The organism is Salinarimonas soli, assembly GCF_008386575.1.
GTDB classification, from domain to species: domain Bacteria; phylum Pseudomonadota; class Alphaproteobacteria; order Rhizobiales; family Beijerinckiaceae; genus Salinarimonas_A; species Salinarimonas_A soli.
In genome coordinates, this window is sequence record NZ_VUOA01000037.1 from 109761 (window position 1) to 128843 (window position 19083).

The 19083-nt window shown below is 66.1% G+C and carries 14 protein-coding genes; 1 reads left to right on the forward strand and 13 read right to left on the reverse strand.

Going from position 1 to position 19083, the window contains the following annotated elements; genetic code table 11:
• Positions 1-21 precede the first annotated feature (21 nt).
• The 5 genes from F0L46_RS21025 to F0L46_RS21045 all read right to left on the reverse strand — a co-directional run bounded on the left by F0L46_RS21025 (position 22) and on the right by F0L46_RS21045 (position 7229).
• The gene (locus F0L46_RS21025) at positions 22-1974 is read right to left on the reverse strand and encodes an SDR family NAD(P)-dependent oxidoreductase (RefSeq protein ID WP_149821257.1); all 1953 of its coding nucleotides are present in this window, start codon (positions 1972-1974) and stop codon (positions 22-24) included.
• Between the two features lie 144 nt (positions 1975-2118).
• Positions 2119-3141, reverse strand: coding sequence for an NAD-dependent epimerase/dehydratase family protein (locus F0L46_RS21030; protein WP_149821259.1), 1023 nt, complete (start codon positions 3139-3141; stop codon positions 2119-2121).
• A gap of 67 nt (positions 3142-3208) precedes the next feature.
• Positions 3209-4588 (reverse strand): deoxyribodipyrimidine photo-lyase, encoded by a 1380-nt coding sequence (locus F0L46_RS21035; protein WP_149821261.1) that lies wholly within the window; start codon positions 4586-4588, stop codon positions 3209-3211.
• Positions 4589-4668: 80 nt separating this feature from the next.
• Entirely contained in the window at positions 4669-5352 is a 684-nt protein-coding gene (locus tag F0L46_RS21040) for a TVP38/TMEM64 family protein (RefSeq protein ID WP_240540088.1), read from the reverse strand.
• 455 nt (positions 5353-5807) lie between these two features.
• Positions 5808-7229, reverse strand: coding sequence for a mannose-1-phosphate guanylyltransferase/mannose-6-phosphate isomerase (locus F0L46_RS21045; protein ID WP_149821320.1), 1422 nt, complete (start codon positions 7227-7229; stop codon positions 5808-5810).
• 371 nt (positions 7230-7600) lie between these two features.
• Between F0L46_RS21045 and F0L46_RS21050 the strand changes: the two genes are divergently transcribed.
• On the forward strand, positions 7601-8737 hold the full coding sequence (locus F0L46_RS21050) for a glycosyltransferase family 4 protein (RefSeq protein ID WP_149821265.1): 1137 nt from the start codon (positions 7601-7603) through the stop codon (positions 8735-8737).
• Here the strand turns inward: F0L46_RS21050 and F0L46_RS21055 are convergent.
• From F0L46_RS21055 to F0L46_RS21090, 8 genes are all read right to left on the reverse strand, one after another.
• Positions 8707-10923 (reverse strand): glycosyltransferase, encoded by a 2217-nt coding sequence (locus tag F0L46_RS21055; protein WP_149821267.1) that lies wholly within the window; start codon positions 10921-10923, stop codon positions 8707-8709. The genes F0L46_RS21050 and F0L46_RS21055 overlap by 31 nt on opposite strands.
• Before the next feature lie 12 nt (positions 10924-10935).
• On the reverse strand, positions 10936-11889 hold the full coding sequence (gene fcl, locus F0L46_RS21060; protein WP_149821269.1) for a GDP-L-fucose synthase: 954 nt from the start codon (positions 11887-11889) through the stop codon (positions 10936-10938).
• Positions 11876-12955: a GDP-mannose 4,6-dehydratase gene (gmd, locus tag F0L46_RS21065; RefSeq protein WP_149821271.1), complete on the reverse strand. Its 1080-nt coding sequence runs from the start codon at positions 12953-12955 to the stop codon at positions 11876-11878. The genes fcl and gmd overlap by 14 nt, the downstream gene beginning before the upstream one ends.
• Before the next feature lie 797 nt (positions 12956-13752).
• Entirely contained in the window at positions 13753-14424 is a 672-nt protein-coding gene (locus F0L46_RS21070) for a class I SAM-dependent methyltransferase (protein WP_149821273.1), read from the reverse strand.
• 66 nt (positions 14425-14490) lie between these two features.
• Positions 14491-16050 (reverse strand): glycosyltransferase family 4 protein, encoded by a 1560-nt coding sequence (locus tag F0L46_RS21075; protein WP_210247668.1) that lies wholly within the window; start codon positions 16048-16050, stop codon positions 14491-14493.
• A gap of 4 nt (positions 16051-16054) precedes the next feature.
• Positions 16055-17086, reverse strand: a complete 1032-nt coding sequence (locus F0L46_RS21080) for a glycosyltransferase family 2 protein (protein ID WP_188312073.1) — start codon at positions 17084-17086, stop codon at positions 16055-16057.
• Positions 17083-17964 (reverse strand): alpha-1,2-fucosyltransferase, encoded by an 882-nt coding sequence (locus tag F0L46_RS21085; protein WP_149821277.1) that lies wholly within the window; start codon positions 17962-17964, stop codon positions 17083-17085. The genes F0L46_RS21080 and F0L46_RS21085 overlap by 4 nt, the downstream gene beginning before the upstream one ends.
• Before the next feature lie 57 nt (positions 17965-18021).
• A complete protein-coding gene (locus F0L46_RS21090) occupies positions 18022-19074 on the reverse strand; it encodes a DUF268 domain-containing protein (RefSeq protein WP_210247669.1) in 1053 nt (350 codons plus the stop codon).
• Between the last annotated feature and the right edge of the window lie 9 nt (positions 19075-19083).

Genomic DNA, 19083 nt, shown 5'->3' on the forward strand with positions numbered 1-19083 from the left:
TCGCGGGCGCCCCTGGCGCCTTCACGATGCGAGCGGGATGACCCGCTTCGGCGCGAAGTTGTGCTCACGGCGCCTGAAATCGGGAACGGCTTCCTCGAACAGCGCCTCGGCCGCGGCCCTGTCGCCTGCGTCGACCGCGCGCTCTAGGCCGCGCAGCCAGGCGTCGACCCGCGCCCGATCGGCGAAGACGGGTTTTGCCGCCATGACGCCATCGATCCCCGTGTCGGCCATGGGCTCGTCCCGCGCGAACAGGATTTCGTTGAGCCGCTCACCGGGACGGGCTCCCGTCACCTCGATGTCGATCTCCTGGCCGGGCTCGAAGCCGGCGAGCCGGATCATCCGCTCGGCGAGCTCGTAGATGCGCACGGGCTGGCCCATCTTCAAAACGAACACGGAAGCCCGCTCGTCCTCGTTGCGCTCGCTACGCACCCGCCCCGCTCCATTCGCGTGCGAGCCTGCCGTCAGGACGAGATCGCACGCCTCGCGGACGGTCATGAAATAGCGGACCATGTCGGGGTGGGTCACCGTCACGGGGCCGCCGCGGCCGATCTGCGCCTTGAACTTCGGCACGACGGAGCCCACGGAATTCAGCACGTTGCCGAAGCGCACCGCGATCAAGCGAACGCCATCGGGGCCGCCCTGAAGCTGCGCGTCGCGAGCCTGGACGTACATCTCGGCGAAACGTTTCGTGACCCCGAGCATCGAGACCGGCTCGATCGCCTTGTCCGTGGAGATCAGGACGAAGATGCGCGCACCGCTCGCCACGGCGGCGTCCGCCGCATTGACGGAGCCGAGCACGTTCGTCTTCACGCCCTCGGCCCAGTCCTGCTCCAGGTAGGGGACGTGCTTCAGCGCCGCCGCGTGGAGCACCACGTCGGGGCGGAAATCCGCCATGACGGCGTAGAGGCGCGCCCGATCGCGGACGTCGGCGATGGCACCGCGAACGTGCGTCTCGCCCGTGTGAACGGTCGGCGACTCGAGGATGCGATGAAGGGATGGCTCGGAGTTCTCCACGATCAGGAGATCGCTCGCCCCGAACGCGACCGCGCGGGCGCAGATCTCGCTGCCGATCGAGCCCCCACCGCCCGTGACGAGGACGCGCTTGCCCTTGATGAAGGCTTCCAGGCGGCTGCGGTCGATGTTCACCGTCGGGCGCAGGAGGAGATCCTCGATCTCGAGCGGGGTGATCTCGGAGTCGCGCACCCCCTCGCTGACGCTCGCCAAGCGCGCGACGGGCAGGCCGAGGCGACGAGCCTGGGCGAGCAGTTGCTCGGGATGGGCCTCGGGCGCGAGCGCGCTCGGGGCTGCCACGACGCGGCGGATCGCGACGCCGCGCTCCTGAAATTCCTCCGCCACCCGGGCGAGATCCTGAAACCCGCCAAGCACGGGAACACCGCGGATCGACTGCCCGTGGTCTGCCGAGCGGGGGGACAGGATACCTTTGGGCTGGAGCTTCCGCACCGACCCGGCTTCGATCGCGCGAAGCACGACCTCGATGTCGTGACCGCGCCCGAGCAGCAGGGTCGGGGTCGTCACGTCGGTCGCGTGCGAGCGCTGCGACTGGGAATATTTCAGGTAGCGGTAGGCCAGCCGGGGCGCACCGAGGAGGAAGCCCTGAACGAGCCAGTAGAGGGCGATAGCAATCTTGCCGAAGAAGAAGAGCCCGTAGAATTGCGGCGAGACCAGGATGTAGTCGAGGACGAGGAGCGTCAGGGCGAGGACGCTCACCGCCTTGAAAATATTGAACAGGTCGGGCAGTGACGCGAACCGCCATTTGGAGCGGTAGAGCGCGAAGAACCAGTAGACGAGGCCGGCATAGGCCACGAAGAACGGCAGCAGGACGGGCAGGTGCGCGGCGCGCTCGTCGAAGTTCACGCCCTCGAAGCGCACGACGAACGTCACCACGACCGCCATAACGGTCATGGCGAGATCGTGCAGGATGATGAGCGTTTTGCGAAGGTTGTTCTTGAACATGATGCCGGCCGGATAGGGGCGGGGTATCGGTCGGAAGCGCTCGGGTTGTCAATGTCGGGACTGACGCTGACGGGAGAGGCCCCGGTGCTTCAGCTCGGCCTGTTACTGCGCGCGCGGGCCCCTGCGACGGCAAAGCGCGCTCGTTCAGGTCCGGTAATGGTCGCGGTACCATTCGACGAAGCGGCGCACGCCCTCGCCGACCGGGGTCGACGGCTTATAGCCCGTGAGCCCCTCGAGGAGGTCGGGTGCGGCCGATGTCGCGCGGACGTCACCCTTCTGCATCGGGAGCATGATTCGCTCGGCCTTGAGGTCGAGGGCATCCTCCATGGCATCGATGAAGGCCAGCAGGCCGACAGGCTGCCCGCCGCCGATATTTACCACCCGGAACGGACCGGCCGGAGATAAGGAATCGAAGGCTCCACAGGGTTCGCCCGCTGCCGGAGGTGTCTCGATGAGGCGGGCGATCGCCTCGATGAGATCGTCGATATAGGTGAAGTCCCGCTCCATGCGGCCCTCGCCATAGACCTCGATCGGCTCGCCGCTCAAGGTGGCGCGGACGAACTTGAACAGGGCCATATCGGGCCGGCCCCACGGGCCGTAGACCGTGAAGAACCGAAAGGCGGTGGTCGGCAGGCTCCAGAGATGGGCGTAGGAATGCGCCATGGCCTCCGTCGCCTTCTTGGTGGCGGCGTAGAGCGTCATCGGATAGTCGGCCCGGTCGGTCTCCCGGAACGGCATCGCCTCATTGGCGCCGTAGACGGAGCTCGTCGAGGCGAGAAGAAAATGCCTTGGCTTCAGCCGGCGAACGCCCTCCATCACGTTGAAGGTGCCGACGAGGTTGGCATCCACATAGGCGCGCGGGTTCTCCAGGGAGTAGCGCACACCCGCCTGGGCCGCGAGATGGACCACCACGTCAGGCGCGCATTCGTCGAACACGTGCTGGAGGGCCCCGTCGTCCTCGAGCATGATCTCGTGGGCGACGAACGCGTTCGAGCGCGCCAGGACGGCATGCCGGGCCTCTTTCAAGGAGACGTCGTAATAGGGTGTCATCCCATCGACACCTGTCACAAGCCAGCCGTCCGCCAGCAGCCGCCGGGCGAGGTGGAAGCCGATGAAGCCGGCGGTGCCGGTGATCAGGGCCTTGCGGGGCGTCGCTATGTCGGACATGGGCCTCTCCGGATAGGGGCAGCGTTAGCCCCAGCCGGCCGCCCCCGCAAGCTGCTGCCTGGGGCGCTCAGGCCCGTTCCGCCGCGGCAAGCCGCTCGACCGTCGCCACATAGGCGTCGGCGTCGAACTTCTTAAGCGAGGCCTTGCCCATCGAGCGCACGTTGCCGAAGACCGGCTGTGGGCCCCAGGGCCTGTCATGGAGACCGAAGATCCAGGTGACGTTGGTGAAGGAGTTGGCGTCCCGCCCGTCGAGGAAGTAGCGGTTGTTCAGGCGCAGGCACGTGTCGAAGGCTTCCTCGGGGGAGGGGGACCACTCGAGGATCTTCTTTCCCCAGTACATGCGCATGTGGTTGTGCATATAGCCCGTCTCGCGCATCTCCATCATACCGGCGTTCCAGTACCGGTCGTGGGTCAGCCCGAGCTCGAACTGCTCGCGGGTGTAGAGGTAAGGCCGCGGGTCGGTGCGATGCGCGTCGAGGGTTTTGCGGGCCCAGCCGGGCGCCGCCTCGTAGCGGTCGTAAGCCGGCTCGTAGAAGACGTGGTTCATGGCAAGCTCGCGCCGCACCACGAGCTCCTCGACATAGGCCGCCTTGTCGTCCGCGTCGCCGGACGAGGCGCCCCGCACCTCAAGGGCGAGCCAGAGGGGAGAGACCTGGCCATAGTGGAGGTAGGGGCTCATGTGGGAAGCGGCGCCGGCCTCCGGCACGCTCCGGTTCTTCGCATAGGCCTCGAAGCCGGCGTCGAGATAGGCACGCAGGCGCTCGACCGCGGCATGCGTGCCACCCTTGAAGCGGCGAACGGGCTTGACCGCGTGGTCGATGTCCAGGGCGGCGAGCGCCGCCGGGATGTCGCTCAGGTCGATGTCACCCCGGACCGCCAACCCGTCCGCCGGGCGGGCGACGGGGCGTTCGTCCATGGCCTCGAAGTAGGGCTCCCAGATCCGCTTGAGCTTCGGCCGGAGCGTCCGGGCGCCGATCTCGTGCTTGGGAGAGGCGACCTCCACGGGCACCACGACATCACCCTCGACCTGGACGAGGCGCCGATCGATGCGAGCCGCGAGGCCCGCCCGCCACGCTATCTGCGGCTTGAGATAGCCGCGGTCGCAGACGACCAGAGCCGCGTGTCGTGACAGAGCCAGCGCGACCTCGTCGGGCGCGCCGCGCCGGATCACGAAGGCGATGCCCCGAGCCCGAAGGGCGCGCTCCACCTCGGCCAATCCCTCGAGCAGGAACGCATAGTGCCGGGCATTCGCTTCCGGGTAACCGTCGGTCAGGCCGAAGGCGACGAGGACGGGGAGGCCACGGCGGTTCGCCTCTTCGACGGCGAGTTCGAGGGCCGGGTTGAGGCGGGCGCGCTGCGACTGCTGCATCCAGTACAGAACATAGCGGCCATCATCCCGGGAAGGCGCCTCGTTGAGGATCTTGATGCGGGTGGGCTGAATCGTCATGAGCCATCTGGACCGGTGGGGCAGGGGGAGAAAGGGCGGGAAGCGAGCGCGTCAATCCGGCTACGACATCCCGCCGCAGCTTAGCCCTCCGCCCGCGTGCTCCAGCGGCGATAGACGAGCGGGACGAGGGCGAGCGCCGCAAGGCCCAGCAATGCGCCGATCACCTCCGGCGTGAGCACGCCTTTGGCGGAAAAGCTCTCGCCCCGGTCAAAGACGCTGCCGAGCCCGGCCCCCACGCTCGCATAGACGACGCTCCCGGGCACGATGCCGAGGGCCGTCCCGATCACGTAGGCGCGAAGCGGCACGCCCAGGAAGGCACAGGCCAGGTTGACGACGAAGAACGGGAACAGCGGCACGATCCGCAGCACGAGGAGGTAGCTCAGCGCGTCGCGCCTGAAGCCCTCCGCCATCCGCCCGGCGGCACCGCCGACCCGTGCCCGCAATGCATCGCCGAAGGCCGTTCGCGCGACGAGAAACAGGATGGTCGCGCCGATGGTGGCCCCTACGACCGCGAGGGCCGCGCCCGTGGCCGTGCCGAACAGGAAGCCGCCCGTGACGGTGAGGATGAGGGCGCCGGGCAGCGACACGGCGATGGCGGCCGCATAGGCGCCCAGATAGGCCAGGGCGGCAAGCCCGCGATGCGCCGCCACGAAGTCGGCGAGAGCCGCCCGGTGCTCCTTGAGCGCGTCGAAGGAGATCAAGTGGTGAAGGTCGAGCGCGAGTGCGAAAGCTCCCACGAGCGCGAGCGCAACGATGGGCAGCACGCGTTTCCGCGAGCGCCCGTGCCCCCGCGCTTCGGTCGGCTCACGCATGACACACGCCCTCTCACACCGGACATCACTCGACCGGAGCGGCCGGGGCGGGTCAAGGTGGATGCGAACACGATTCGGGTAGTTTTGGGGAGGTGAGGTCGCCGGGGCGCCTCAGACAACGTCGCCCGGCCGGCGAGAGGAGTCGATCCAATTCGCCTGACCGCTAAGCTGAGCAAATCTCAGGCATCGCTTCGCAGCGGAACCAGGACGAGCTCCCCATGCGCCTTAAAAGCTTTGGGCAGGTGGGCCTGATCGGCCCAACGGCGAGCGTCAGACGGGGCGACCTTAAGAAGCTGAGCCAGCTCGAGATAGGTCATCCAACGGCTTTGCATCGCACCCTCCTGCTCAAAGGCGGATGGACAATCACCTCTAAAGCTCAAGGTTCCCGTTCGCGATGCCGGTGCCGCTTAGCGGCCATAAACATCCTCGACGCGGATGATGTCGTCCTCGCCCGTGTAGCTGCCCACTTGAACCTCGATCAATTCGAGCGGGATGCGGCCGGGGTTCGTCAGGCGGTGGATGCATCCGATCGGCAGGTAGACGGCCTCGTTCTCGTGAACGAGAACCACACGGTCGTCGACGGTCACCTCCGCCGTGCCGCGCACGACGACCCAATGCTCGGCCCGGTGGTAGTGCTTCTGCAGCGACAAGCGGCCGCCCGGCTTGACCATGATCCGCTTCACCTGGAAGCGCTGGCCGATGTCGATCCGCTGGTACCAGCCCCAAGGCCGGTACATTCGTAGGTGCTCGTCCGCCTCGCGGTGATGCTTGGCCTTCAGCGAGGCGACGAGGTCCTTGACCTGCCCGGATCGTTCCCGCGATGTGACGAGGACCGCGTCGGGGGTCGAAACGACGACAACGTCGTCGATCCCGACCACGGCGGTAAGAAGCCCTTCCGAGTGGACGAGGCTGTTGCGCGTCGCGACGACCTCCACATTGCCGCGCACGGCATTGCCGTCTCCGTCCCTCGGCGACGCATCCCACAGGGCATCCCACGTGCCGATGTCGGACCAGGAGAACGACACGGGAAGGACACCTGCCCGTGTCGTTTTCTCCATTAGGGCGTAGTCTATCGACGTCTTGGGGGCGCGGGAGAACTCCTCCTCGTGCAGGCGTACGAAATCGAGGTCGATCGTGGCGCGCTCGACAGCGGCGCGTGCCGCCGCCAGGATGGCCGGAGCATGGGCCTCGAGCTCGGTGATCATCACGTCGGCGCGAAACAGGAAGTAGCCGGAATTCCAGAGGAAGCCCTCGTCAATGTAGCGCTGCGCGGTGGCGGCGTCGGGCTTCTCGACGAAGCTGGCGACCTGGAATGCGTTTGTGCCCTCTACCGGCGTTCCAGTCGCGATATAGCCATAGGCGGTCGCAGGTTGGGTGGGACGGACGCCGAGCGTCATGACGAGGCCGAGGTGCGCCGTGCCGGACGCCTCGCGGCAGGCGTCGACGAAGGTCTCTGGGTCGCTGATGACATGGTCGGCAGCCATGATGAGCACGACTGCTTCCGGATCACGCTGGGCCGCGTGGCAGGCCGCGACGGCAACCGCGGCGGCGGAGTCCCGGCGCATCGGCTCGAGCACGATGTCGGCTTGCACGCCCGCCTCAAGCAACTGCTCGGCGACGATGAACCGGGAATCCGCGGCGGTGACGACCGTCGGGCGAGCGAAGGTGGTGGCGTCGCTCACCCGCCGAGCGGTTGCCTGGAAGGTCGATTCCCCCTCCAGCAGCTCGATGAATTGCTTCGGCATGCTGTCGCGCGAAGCAGGCCATAGGCGCGTGCCCGAGCCGCCGCACATGATCACGGGATGGATGAGCTGAGACTTCTCTGGCATCGGCCCGCGACCTCGCTTCGGCATTGCGGGAGGTAGCGCCTCAAGGCCTTGGCAGTCAACGCGCGCGGGCGCGCCCGGCGCCCGGGCGGCGCGAGACCCTGCAAAGCGCCCTCCATAGGCCATCGAGGGCGTTACGCGCCGAGGTCTCATACGCCCTGAGCCGCCGAACTCCGCCCTTCATCGGTTGTCGGGCCCGGCGTTGACGATAGCGCGCGATTTGTGCCACGACGGCACGAAGTCCGCGGGGCTGACCTTCGGGTTGGTAGCCTCGACCAAATCGGCATAGGACGCTCAGGTCAGCGGATCGAATCGAGTTCGGCCGTGCGGCGCGTTCGATCTTAGAGTCGATTCGATCGTTTAGGCCATTTCTCATGGTGAGACATCCTCAAAAAATACTGGTGGTATACTGGGGTCGCCGGGGTCTTAATGCCCTGGTTCATGAGATTTTAGGTGCCTTCGGCAGGCGAGGCGATACGGATTATCTGGTGTCGCTCTCTCGTCATAACTCCGACTTGCCCGCTTTCGCCGTCTTAGGTGGCAGGATTGTCCTCGCCGATATTTTTCAGCGCAGTCCAGGTGCGCTGAACCTGGCGCGGCTGCGCGCGCTCCGGCGCAGCGTGGCGGCCCTCGTCCGGGAGCAGGGAATCACCGACGTCGTGACGTTGATGCCACACGTGTGGTCCTTCGCGGTATCCTCCGCCTTCCGGGAAGGCGGCGCTCGTTACCATACGGTGATCCACGATGCGATCCGTCATCCCGGTGACGGAACCGGGGTCGTACTGCCGCTGCTTCTCCGGGACGCGCTGACGGCCGATACCGTTTTCACGCTAAGCGAAGGGGTGGCAGCGGAATTGCAGCGCCGGCAAGGGATCGAGGCGTCCCGTCTCAAGGTGCTGTTCCACCCGGCAACGGGGCCGGCCAATCTCGCACCGGTCGCCCCGCCTGCCGGAGAACCCTGGCGCTTCCTGTTCTTGGGGCGGATCATGCCCTACAAGGGCCTTCCCCTGTTCGTCGACATGGTCTCCCGTCTGCGAGCCGAAGGACGGGCCGTGGAAGCGACGGTCATGGGCGAAGGGGGTCTTGGCTCAAATGAGGCGGCGCTTGCCGCGCTCGGCGCGAAGGTCGTCAATCGGTGGGTGAGTGACGCGGAGATCGCCTCCGCTTTGCGCGAGCATCACGCTCTGGTGCTCTCTCATATCGAAGCCAGCCAGTCCGGTGTCGCTGCGACGGCGCTCGGTGCGGGGCTTCCCGTGATCGCGACCCCCGTGGGCGGCTTGAAGGAGCAAGTGCGCGACCGGACGACCGGGCTTCTGGCTCGCGAAGCCAATGCCGCCGCGCTTGCCGAAGCGGCACGGGAGATGATGGACGTGCCAGGCTTGCACTCCCGGCTTGCGTCTGGCGCTGCCGCGGCGTGCGCCACGACGTCAGGCGACGCCTTCGTTGAAGCGCTCTTGTCCGCTCTGGCGAGGGGCCCCGATCATGCCAGTGCGGCGAGGAGCCGGGCATAGGCTCCGCTCATCGCGTCGAGCGTATTCGGTCCTGCATTGAAGCGCGCGCCGATCGCGTAGCGGCTTTCCGGCGTCGCCAGTCCGGTCTTCACCGCTCCCGCGATCCGATCGGCAAGATCTAGCGGCCGGGCGGCTGGTACCAGGACACCGTCGATCCCGTCCTTGACGACGAGGGCGATGTCGCCGACGTCGGTTGCAGCAACCGGGCAGCCCGCCGCGAGCGCCTCAAGCACGATCAGGGGCAGGCCCTCGACGGCCGACGTCAGCACGAGCATGTCGGCTGCGGTAAGCAGGGCTGCGATCCGCGCAGGCGTCACGTGGCCCGCAAACGTGATCGCGTCGAGTGCGCCCTCGCGTACGGCAAGTGCGCGAACATCGTCGGCAAGCGGGCCATCGCCGGCTATGACGGCGCGCAACCTGAGCCGGCGCTGCAATGCGGCGACGATTTGGACGAATGCGTCGGGTCGCTTTTCAATGCCAAGACGGCCAGCCCAGATGAGGACAATCTCTTGCGGCCCGAACCCAAACTCCGCGCGCAGTCCCGCGCGCCGCTCCGTCGCGGCGGCAAAGGGCGCCGCGTCGATGCCGTTTGGAATATAGGTCACGGAGGATGGCGGAACGCCGGCGCCCGTCAGAAGCCTCTCCACCTGCCGCGAGATCGCGACATGGTGGTCGAGAGTTGCGCCTGCGTTCATCGCGGCGCGAAAGACCGAGTCCGGGACCTCGTTGTGGATGACGTTGATGGCCGCAACACGATGCGACGCGCGCGCCTTGACGTCCGCAAGCGAGTTCAGGAACCAGGCCGAGCCCGACGAGAGGATGTGAGTGACAGCTCGGCTGGCCACCAGGTGATTGAGGAATGGCCGGCGCCAAGCCTCGTCCAGGAATCCGTCGAGGTGGAAAATTTCGGTGCTCGCGGCGCGGAACGCGTCCGTCATGAGGTGCGGGTCGGCCTCCGTCGTGACGATCACGATCCGCCAGGCCGGCGCCAGCGTGCGCAGGATCGATAACAATAAGGCTTCCGCGCCTCCGCGTCGCAGCCAAGCGGTCACGACGAGCAGCCCCGGACGGCGGTCCGCAGCGACAGCGGGCGTCAGCGTCCTGAACATGGCGTCCGGGTCCCGCTGCGGGCCGCCGAGGCCGCGCAGGGTCCGGCGAAGGGCAGGATCGTCAAACGCAGGGGCATTGAGCGCGCGGATGCGGCCGTGCAACTCGTCGTGCATGTCCTTGGCGTCATGCGTCATCGTGCGGCCATGGCGCCGATGCAGGAAAAGGGCGTGAGCGATCGCCCGGCCACGCCGGCCGAGGCGTGCGAGCCGGATCCAGAACTCCCAGTCCTCGAAGCCCCCGCGCATGGCGGTGGAATAGCCTCCCGCCTCCCGCCAATCGTCGCGCCGGAAAACCGCGCTTACTGGCGTGAAGTTGGCGACCAGGGCCTCCTGGATGTCGAAGTCGTGTGTCTGCCAGACCTCGTCCACATCCCCGAAGAAGCGCACGTGCGAATAGGCGAAGCCTATGCTGGCGTCTGCCATCATCACTGCGATGGCGGCCTCAAGGTACGTGGGGTCGATCAGGTCGTCGGCGTCGAGACAGCAGACATACTCACCGCGTGCCACCGCAATCCCGGAGTTGCGCGCCGATGACAGCCCCTGATTCGTCTGCCGGATCAGTGTGATGCCACCCTCTCGGGCTAGGCCGTCCAGCACCTCGACGGTTGCGGCGTCGGTCGACCCGTCGTCCACCACGACGATCTCGAACGAGGAGATAGTCTGCGCTTGTGCGGAGCGGACGGCCTCGGCGACGAAGCGTCCATAGTTGTAGCAGGGGATCACGACACTCGCGAGCAACGGAGCATCGGGCGAGGGATAGCGCCAGGCCGACTTCGGGACGAGCGTTGCGTTCGGACCAAGCCTTTGCGTCGGAGCGTCGATCGCAAGCGTCGCGCTGCGCCTCCGCTTGCGTGTTGCGAGAAAGGGCAGCGCCCGGCGGGCGGCCTTTCTCGTTCCCTGCGTCAGTAGGGCCTCCACCTCCCCGTACCGGCCTTGGTCGATCAGGCCGACAAGGTATCTCGCGCTCCCGCGCAGGCTCGGGCTTGCGCCACCGGCCGCGTTGTCAACGAAGCGCAGGACTGCCCTGAGGCACCGATGTTGAAGGCGCTTGCCGGAACTGTGTGCGCTGCTCGCCACGAGGGTCTCTTGTCACGCTGCGCGCCGGCTCTCCGACAGAAAATCCGCGTATGCCTGTCGCAGTCCGTCCGCCAAAGAGGTCGACGCTTTCCAGCCGAGCCCGGTGAGGCGCGTCACATCGACAAGCTTGCGAGGGGTTCCGTCGGGTTTCGATGCATCGAAAGTGATAGCGCCCGTGTAACCGACCGTGGCTGCGATGAGCTCGGCCAGCTCGCGGATCGTCACGTCGCGCCCGACGCCGATATTGACTAAGCCATCATCGGAGTAGGACTTCATGAGGTGGACGCAGGCGTCCGCAAGGTCCTCCGAGTAGAGGAACTCGCGTCGCGGCGTGCCCGATCCCCAGACAGCCATGCTCGGCGCGCCGGAGACCTTCGCTTCGTGGAACCGCCTGATCAGGGCCGGCACAACGTGGCTGTTCTCGGGATGGTAGTTGTCGCCCAGCCCGTAAAGGTTCGTCGGCATCACGCTGATGAAGTCCCGGCCGTACTGTCGCCGGTAGCTTTCGGCTAGCTTGATCCCGGCGATCTTCGCGATGGCATAGGGCTCGTTCGTCGGCTCGAGCGGCCCCTGCAACATTTGCCCCTCATCCATCGGCTGATGCGCAAGCTTCGGGTAGATACAGGTCGAGCCGAGAAACATCAGCTTCTCAGTGCCGAACTGGTGCGCGGCGTGGATCACGTTCAAGGCAATGGCGAGGTTGTCGTAAATGAACTCCGCCCGCATCACGTTGTTGGCGTGGATGCCGCCCACCTTGGCTGCAGCGAGGAACACCGCCTGCGGCCGGTTCGCCTCGAACCAACGATCAACCTGAGCCTGATTGCGAAGGTCGACCTCCCCCCGCGCGCTGGTCTGAACTATGCAGTTCTCGCGCGCAAGGCGTCGTACGATGGCACCACCCACCATTCCGCGATGGCCGGCGACGTAGACCTTTTTCCCCGCGAGCCGGTACTCAGCTCCCAGCATTGGCTCTCTCCCGCACCGCCGTGGCGTGGTCGGCCGCAACCATATCGCGCACCAGTTCGCGGAAGCTGATCTCCGGGCTCCAGCCGAGTTGCTGCCGCGCCTTCGTCGGGTCGCCCAGCAGGAGATCCACCTCCGTCGGCCGAAAGTAGCGCGGATCGATTCGGACCACCGTCTTACCGGAAGCCGAATCAACGCCAGTCTCGTCGACACCCTCGCCTTGCCACTCGATCGTGCGCCCAAGCTCGGCGAAGGACATTTCCACAAATTCGCGCACCGTGCGGGTCTCTCCGGTCGCGAGGACGTAGTCGTCCGGCTTCGGCGCCTGCATGATCATCCACATCCCGCGGACATAGTCCTTCGCGTGCCCCCAATCGCGTTTGGCGTCGAGGTTGCCAAGATAGAGGCAGTCGTCCAGGCCGACCTCGATCCGCGCCGCGCCGCGCGTAATTTTGCGCGTGACGAAGGTCTCGCCCCGGATAGGGCTCTCGTGGTTGAACAGGATGCCGTTCGAGGCGTGCATCCCGTAAGCCTCGCGGTAGTTCACCGTGATCCAGTAGCCGTACAGCTTTGCGACGGCATAGGGCGAACGGGGGTAGAACGGCGTGCTCTCGCGCTGGGGTACTTCCTGAACCAGGCCGTAAAGCTCAGAAGTCGAGGCCTGGTAGAACCGCGTCTGCTTCTCCATCCCAAGGATGCGGATCGCCTCGAGGAGACGCAGGACGCCGATGCCGTCCGCGTTGGCGGTGTATTCCGGGCTCTCGAAGCTGACCGCCACGTGGCTTTGAGCGGCGAGGTTGTAGATCTCCGTCGGGCGCACCTCCTGCATCAGGCGGATGAGGTTGGTCGAGTCCGTCATGTCTCCGTAGTGGAGATGGAACCGGGCGCCTTCGGTATGTGGGTCTTGATAGAGATGGTCGATGCGCTGCGTGTTGAACGACGACGAGCGCCGCTTGACGCCATGGACCTCATAGCCTTTGGCGAGCAGCAACTCGGCGAGGTAAGCTCCGTCCTGTCCTGTCACGCCCGTCACGAGGGCGACGCGCTTCTCGGTCGATGTCCACGTCATTGCTGAGATGCATCCCGTTGTCGTCCGCCATGATGGGCAGGGAACTGCGGCCGAGAGAGCCGCGCCAACACTTCTTCGCTCCGCGCGGCGGGGTGCTCCTTATGGCGCGATTGATCGAAAGCTTCAAGGGTACGATGCGAGCCGTCTTACGACGGGCGGTTGTCAGACTTGCGTCGGGTCGACGCATGGGCGACTCGGTCTTCGAGCCACCTTCCGCTGTGCCCTGAAGATGTTGCGACAGCATCTCAAGCTATGCTGCGGACGCTAAGCTTCACCGAGAGGTCACGAATAGGTTCGAGCGCGCTCACGGATCGATCCGGGGAGCGCAGTTCAGGACTCCGCCGATGCGATCAGGGCAGTGACGGTCGGTCGATCCGTCGAGAGCTCACGTTCGCCCATTGCCCGATGCCTTCCCGCGAGTTGGTGTGTCCATCGGCAGAGATCTTCGAGGCCGGGAGGAGCGAACCCGAGGCCTGCAAAGCGCACGATCGGCGTCGTGGCGGTGCTCCTGATGGCTGCAAGCCCGGTAAGGCCGGGGGGACGGACGCGCGACGGCTCGGGAGCCAGCACGTTTCTGACGTGCTGGCCGCATTCATCATTGACCGGTCCATCCTGGCCGAGGCCGCCCGAAAGGGTCTCCGGGCCACGCTCGCGGGCGTCCCTACGTCGAGCACGTGAAGCGGACTGCGGATGCCTCCAAGCGCCGAGACTTGCCCGCGCTCGGCCCGGCATCGTCCGATGTCAAGCACAATTCCTCGGACGATGCCAACCAAGACGCGCCCGCGGCTTTCGCGTTATTACGCCGGCTTCTTCGCCATCATATTGAGAGACAGAAACTCGCCGAAGGGTTCATGCGCCAGCGAGTTGTCCCAGAAGTCCGCACCGACGAAGTGCGGCTCATGCGGATACTCCTGCATGTCGATAAAGCCGATGTCGCGCATAATGTGTGCCATCCAGCAGAAATTCCAGCCAGTCTTATGGTAATCGTACTTATCCGTCTGGCCACCGTAGAGCAACCCGATCCAGGGAGAATGGCCGTCCTTCTGGAAGTGTTCCCAATTTTTGACGTATATCTTGACGATCCTGTCGATGTCCGGGACTGAAATCCGGATCGTCCCCCCCGGCGCCAGCACCCTAAACCAGGTTCTAAGCACTTCAGGCGCTTCTGCATGGGAAAAATGCTCAAGCACGTGGCACGCGTATATGGAGCTGGCGTAGTTATCGGGAAACTCAGCAAGGGTGACAACGTTGTCGACGATGTCGACGGACGCCTGCTCCGTTATGTCGACGTTGCAGAACCCTGGTGCGCGGCGGCCACCACAACCTAGATGCAGGTCACGTGGGAAATCATGGATCGTCTTGGGAGGCGGCACTTCGGCAACCGGCACGTCAACCGGCGGTGTGTCGGCAGGTGGCGCGCTTGCAGGTGGTGCCTCGCGCTTCGCGCGGCTGAAAAGGGTATTAAACATTTTGAAGGCCCTGGCTCATGAACCGCAGCTAGGTAGCACGCCACCCGAGTAGAGGTTACCTGTAAATCAACGGATTTCCGAGCGACGGGGACCATGTTCCTCAGCCGGCATGGTCCCGGCCAGAATAGCTAGATAGCGGCGAGAGATGACGTCCCAGGTGAAGTGCTCACGCCAAGCGCGCCGCCCCTCTTCGCCGAGCGATGCCCGGAGCGCGTCGTCTTGGAGCAGCCGGTCGATCTCCGTGGCAAGAATCGCCGGGTCAACCTTGACGTAACCCCGCTCATCCTTTTCAGCCGAACAGATCACCCCGCCGCCGGACCAGCGCGCGATCTCGGCGGCGTTGCCGGCAGGAACGCTGAGGAACGGCAGGCCGCTCGCCGAGGCTTCGAAGAGCACGAGCGGGGAGTACTCGACCCGCGACGCGAACACGAAGAGGTCGGCCGCGAAGAAGAGTTCCACGACTTCGTTCCGCGGCAGCTCGGTCTGGACAACCATCTTCAGAGGGTCGCGGCGCGCATCGGCGATCGCGTCGTCGATGGTCCGCAGGCGCGGCGGCGGCTGGGGTGGTGGCGAGTTCGGGGAGACGGCGCGGTGCAGGGCGAGGCGTGCCTGAAAGGCGAGATCGCGCACCAGCCGGCGAACCGGATAATATGGCATGAGGAGCAGCCAGATTGTACGGTGATAGACCCAAAGGCAGGCGCGCCTCAGGAAAGTGCCAACCCCGCCGCGCCGTAAGGTCAGTACGGCGCGCCCGACAATCGCCGAGATCCCGCGTTGGCGCTCCGGTCTGGCGGGCTCCTTCACGGGCGGCGGCTCGGACTCCGTCGGCGTGTCGTCCGGCGCGATCGGGTCGGCAGGCCTCGGCGGTTCGGGCGCGTCGGCGGGCCGGGCGCCCCACTGCCCGTTGAGCGCGAGGGCGAGCGGCCGACCTCGCGGGTCGAGGCGTGCGAACGCTTCCGCGACCTCGAGATGACCCTTCATGCTGATCGGCGTGCCGACGGTGATCAGGAGCAGTGCATCGTCGGGAATCCCGAGCCGCGCCCGGATGCCCGACGCAGGTGGAACGTCGAATTCCTTCTCGCTCGCGCCGTTCGGCAGGAAAGCCAGCTTCTCGAGGCCGTGCTCCCGCGCGAAGTTCACGTCCCGATAGTCCTCGGCGTAGAAGATCAGCTCGTCGAACTTCCCGATGATCGAGGGGAGCTCCTTGAAGTACCCCGCATAGCTCGGCTCATAGAGCGCGGAGTAACCGCACGGGATGAAGACCTTCCGGCATTTGATGTCGTCGAGCGCGGGCCAGCTCGCGTCGAACGTCCACTGCTGGGCCGCCTTCATCAGGATGGCGTCCCCGTCGAAGGCGCGCAGGAAATCGCGGTAGCGCTGGATCTCACCCTCAAGGCCGCGCACCAGGTTCCCGCTGATGTGGAACGAGGCGATCTTCACGCCATTGAGCTCTTCGAAGCCGCGCTCGGGCAGGAAGGTCGTCGCGACGGTGACGTCGTGCCCGGCTGCGGCGAAACGCTCGGCGAGCTGCCGCATCACCTCCTGCACGCCGCCCCTGCTCGGGTGATAGAATTCGCAGCAGAGAAGGAGCTTCATCCGCCGGCCGTCGATCGGCTGCGCATCCATGTTGTTACCCTGAGATCCAGCGCCGGATCAGACGGCGCGCGCCGATTGGCAGAGGGAGACGGCGGTAAAGGGCCAGGAGCGGCGAGGCGGACTCCGGTAAGCGCCGTGCCTGGAGAAAGTGATGGCGGAGATTGGCGACCAGTTCGTCGCGCCGTTTGGCTAGGCCCTCGCCCCCATGCCGATCGGCGATCGCCCGCGACGCTTCCAGGACGCGCGCGGTGATCGTATCCACGTCGGCCTTCTCCGACAGCTTGCCATAGGCGGCGTTCCCCAGCGCCGCAGCATCGCGGCAAGCGGCATCGGGGGCCGGCAGGCCGCACCACCATGCGATGTTCTCCGCCGCGATCGTCACGACCTTGTCGAGGAAAGGATTGTCGCCGGTGCGCGACATGCTCCCCGCCACTTCCTGGTAGATCATCAGCCGCTCGGGGATGTTGGCCACACGCCATCTGCGTGCGACCCGCGACCAGAGCTCGTAATCCTCGGGCGGCTGCCGGGACTTGTCCGTGCAGTAGGGCCCGACCGTCTCGAAGACCTCCCGCCGGAGCATGACGGAAGCATGCATGAACGGGTTGTTGATCAGAAGGTCGTGCTGCAGCTCGTTGTTCCGCGCCGGATGGTCGTGGACGCGGCCCGTGAAGGCGCCGCCTGACCAGATCTCGGCCCCCGTGCCCACCATGCCGCACTCGGGATCGGCCTCCAGCTGGGCGACCTGACGAGCGAAGCGCTCCGGCTTGGAGAAGTCGTCCTGATCCTGGCGCGCGATGTAGCGCCCCCGCGCCATCGCGATGCCCGCGTTGAGCACTCCGGCGAGGCCATGATTGCGATCGAGCGCGATCACCTTGAGACGTGGATCGCCGCGTTCGGCCGCGAAGCAGCGAATAAGCTCCAGGGAATTGTCCCTAGGGGAGCAGTCGTCGATCGCCAGAAGCTCGAAGTCGGCGAAGCTCTGGTTGAGGACGGACTCGATCGCCGCGATGACGTCCGCCGCGCCGTTGTACACGGGCAGGACGACGCTGATGGTTGGCGTGCTCACAGCCGCACCCACCCCTCTGGGATCAGGTCCGAGGTGTCCTTATCCGTGGCCGCGAACCAGCGCGCAGGCGCCGTGACGATCTTGGAGGGCGACGGGTTGAGCCAGGCGCCCCACCAGCTGAACGAGGAGTTCGCGATGACGTGGTGCCGGCACATCGACATGAGCTGCAGGTCGCGAAAGCCGCGGTCGGCCGGGTTGGCGTCGACGAAGGTCGTTGGATGACCGGTAGTGAGGTTCTCACGCGTCCAGGCGTGATCGTCCGAGAAGACGAAGAAGTGCGGGTTGGGAACGGCGGCCGCCATATGGGCGACGGCCGCCCGATAATAATCGAGAGAGCAGACCCCGTGGTACGCGTTGGTGTGCGCGTTGGTTACATAGTCGCCACGCCGGACATGCAGCGACACAGCCTGCGTGCCCCGGATCATGTCCGCGGTCCGTGCGTTATCGGGCTCGAGCGGATTGTGCGGGGTCAGCTCACGCAGGAGAGGCTCCCGCGCGTCCGCGAAGTAGCGTTCGGATTGCCAGTACCCGTCGATATAGAGAGGGAGCGCCTGTCGCGACAGATTCGGATCGAAATGGAAGTGGGGCTCGCGATAGTGGCTCGGCTTAGGCCCTGAGAAGCGGGCGACGATACGGGCCACCAACCCGGACGGAGGAGGTGCTGCCAATGCCGCCAGCTCATCGGCCGACGCTTCGGACGCCGCGATGGGAAAGCTCCCGAGCTCGTAGCGGCGCAGGCCGTAGCTCTCGAAGCCGGACAGGTCGAGCTTCACGGACCCGCCATGCCGTAGCGCGAGCGCGCGCGCGGCAGCGTACTGGAAGAGCTGATTGCCCAGCCCGCCGATCAAGCGCGTGATGATCGTCCTCTGCCCGGTCATGGGGGCCGCTTCCCTCCGCCATCCGCTCCGGCGTTGAAGCGGGGCTCCGCCATCGCATCAAAGGAAGGGCTTTCGCAACCAAAAACATCCGCAGCCATAGGTCTCGGCCCGCACCCGCTCCGGAGGCGGCGCGACGACGAGCCCTTCCTCGCCATGCTCGGGAATGAGCGCGAACTCGATCAGCTCGAGGGGCGCGAAAGCCTCGGCGAAGCGTTCGTGATCGTAGACGCGATGTGCGTTGAACTGCACGCGCGGCGCGCCGACCGGCGTGGCCACGAGAAGATCGCCACCTGGCGCCAACACCCGCACGAGCTCCCGGATCGCCTTCAGGTCGCCGTCGGGATCAAGAGGATCGCCATACCGGCCGAGCCCGATATGCTCGAGCACATGCATGCAAGACAAGGAGGCGACGGATCCGTCCTCGAACGGCAGTGACAGCAGGTCGGCCGCCCCGGTGGTGAGGCCATGGAGGTGCACCGCCGCTGGCCGGAAGTCGTAGAAGCGGGTCGGGACGAAGGCGGACAGGAGCGTGGAGAAATGAAGGATCGAGGAAATATCCACATGCTCCGCAGGGCGCGTCCGCGCCAGAATCCGGGCCGCCCACGCCGGGTGGTAGAGGTAGTGGCGATCGAACGCGGTGCCGGCGGTCGCGTCGTGCAACTGGGGATGAATGTCCTCGCGCCTGACCGGCAGCCGTCCGCCCTGCGCCTCTGACGCCTGCCGGAAGGCCTCGAAAGCTTCATCGAACGCTTGCATGGCCTTCTCGTCCGCACGGCGCGTGTCCAGTGCCCTCATGACGAAGTCCTTGCGCTCGAGCGCGCTCTCCAGCCAGTAGCGCTCTTCCACCGCCTGGACCGCGTAAGGCAGCAGGCGCAGCACCTCACGAATGGCGCGGCGCTCGTCGTCCGTGCCGGCCTGCATCTTCGCGGCGAGCGTCGCCACGGTCTCGCGGTGGCCCCAAGCCGTCTCCACGAAAGGCTGATCGCGCAGAGCCGTTTCAATGAACGAGCGTTCCCGGAGCAATGTCTCGAACAGGTCCGGCGCGCGTGCCACACGACGCACGAGCGACGTGAGCCGCCGCAACGAGCTGAAGGAGTCGCCAATGCCCATCTGCGCGAT

Coding starts and splice junctions, on each gene's coding strand:
- F0L46_RS21025 (WP_149821257.1), bottom strand. CDS start 1,974: ATGTTCAAGAACAACCTTCGCAAAACGCTCATCATCCTGCACGATCTC.
- F0L46_RS21030 (WP_149821259.1), bottom strand. CDS start 3,141: ATGTCCGACATAGCGACGCCCCGCAAGGCCCTGATCACCGGCACCGCC.
- F0L46_RS21035 (WP_149821261.1), bottom strand. CDS start 4,588: ATGACGATTCAGCCCACCCGCATCAAGATCCTCAACGAGGCGCCTTCC.
- F0L46_RS21045 (WP_149821320.1), bottom strand. CDS start 7,229: ATGCCAGAGAAGTCTCAGCTCATCCATCCCGTGATCATGTGCGGCGGC.
- F0L46_RS21050 (WP_149821265.1), top strand. CDS start 7,601: ATGGTGAGACATCCTCAAAAAATACTGGTGGTATACTGGGGTCGCCGG.
- fcl (WP_149821269.1), bottom strand. CDS start 11,889: ATGCTGGGAGCTGAGTACCGGCTCGCGGGGAAAAAGGTCTACGTCGCC.
- gmd (WP_149821271.1), bottom strand. CDS start 12,955: ATGACGTGGACATCGACCGAGAAGCGCGTCGCCCTCGTGACGGGCGTG.
- F0L46_RS21070 (WP_149821273.1), bottom strand. CDS start 14,424: ATGTTTAATACCCTTTTCAGCCGCGCGAAGCGCGAGGCACCACCTGCA.
- F0L46_RS21075 (WP_210247668.1), bottom strand. CDS start 16,050: ATGGATGCGCAGCCGATCGACGGCCGGCGGATGAAGCTCCTTCTCTGC.
- F0L46_RS21085 (WP_149821277.1), bottom strand. CDS start 17,964: ATGACCGGGCAGAGGACGATCATCACGCGCTTGATCGGCGGGCTGGGC.
- F0L46_RS21090 (WP_210247669.1), bottom strand. CDS start 19,074: ATGGGCATTGGCGACTCCTTCAGCTCGTTGCGGCGGCTCACGTCGCTC.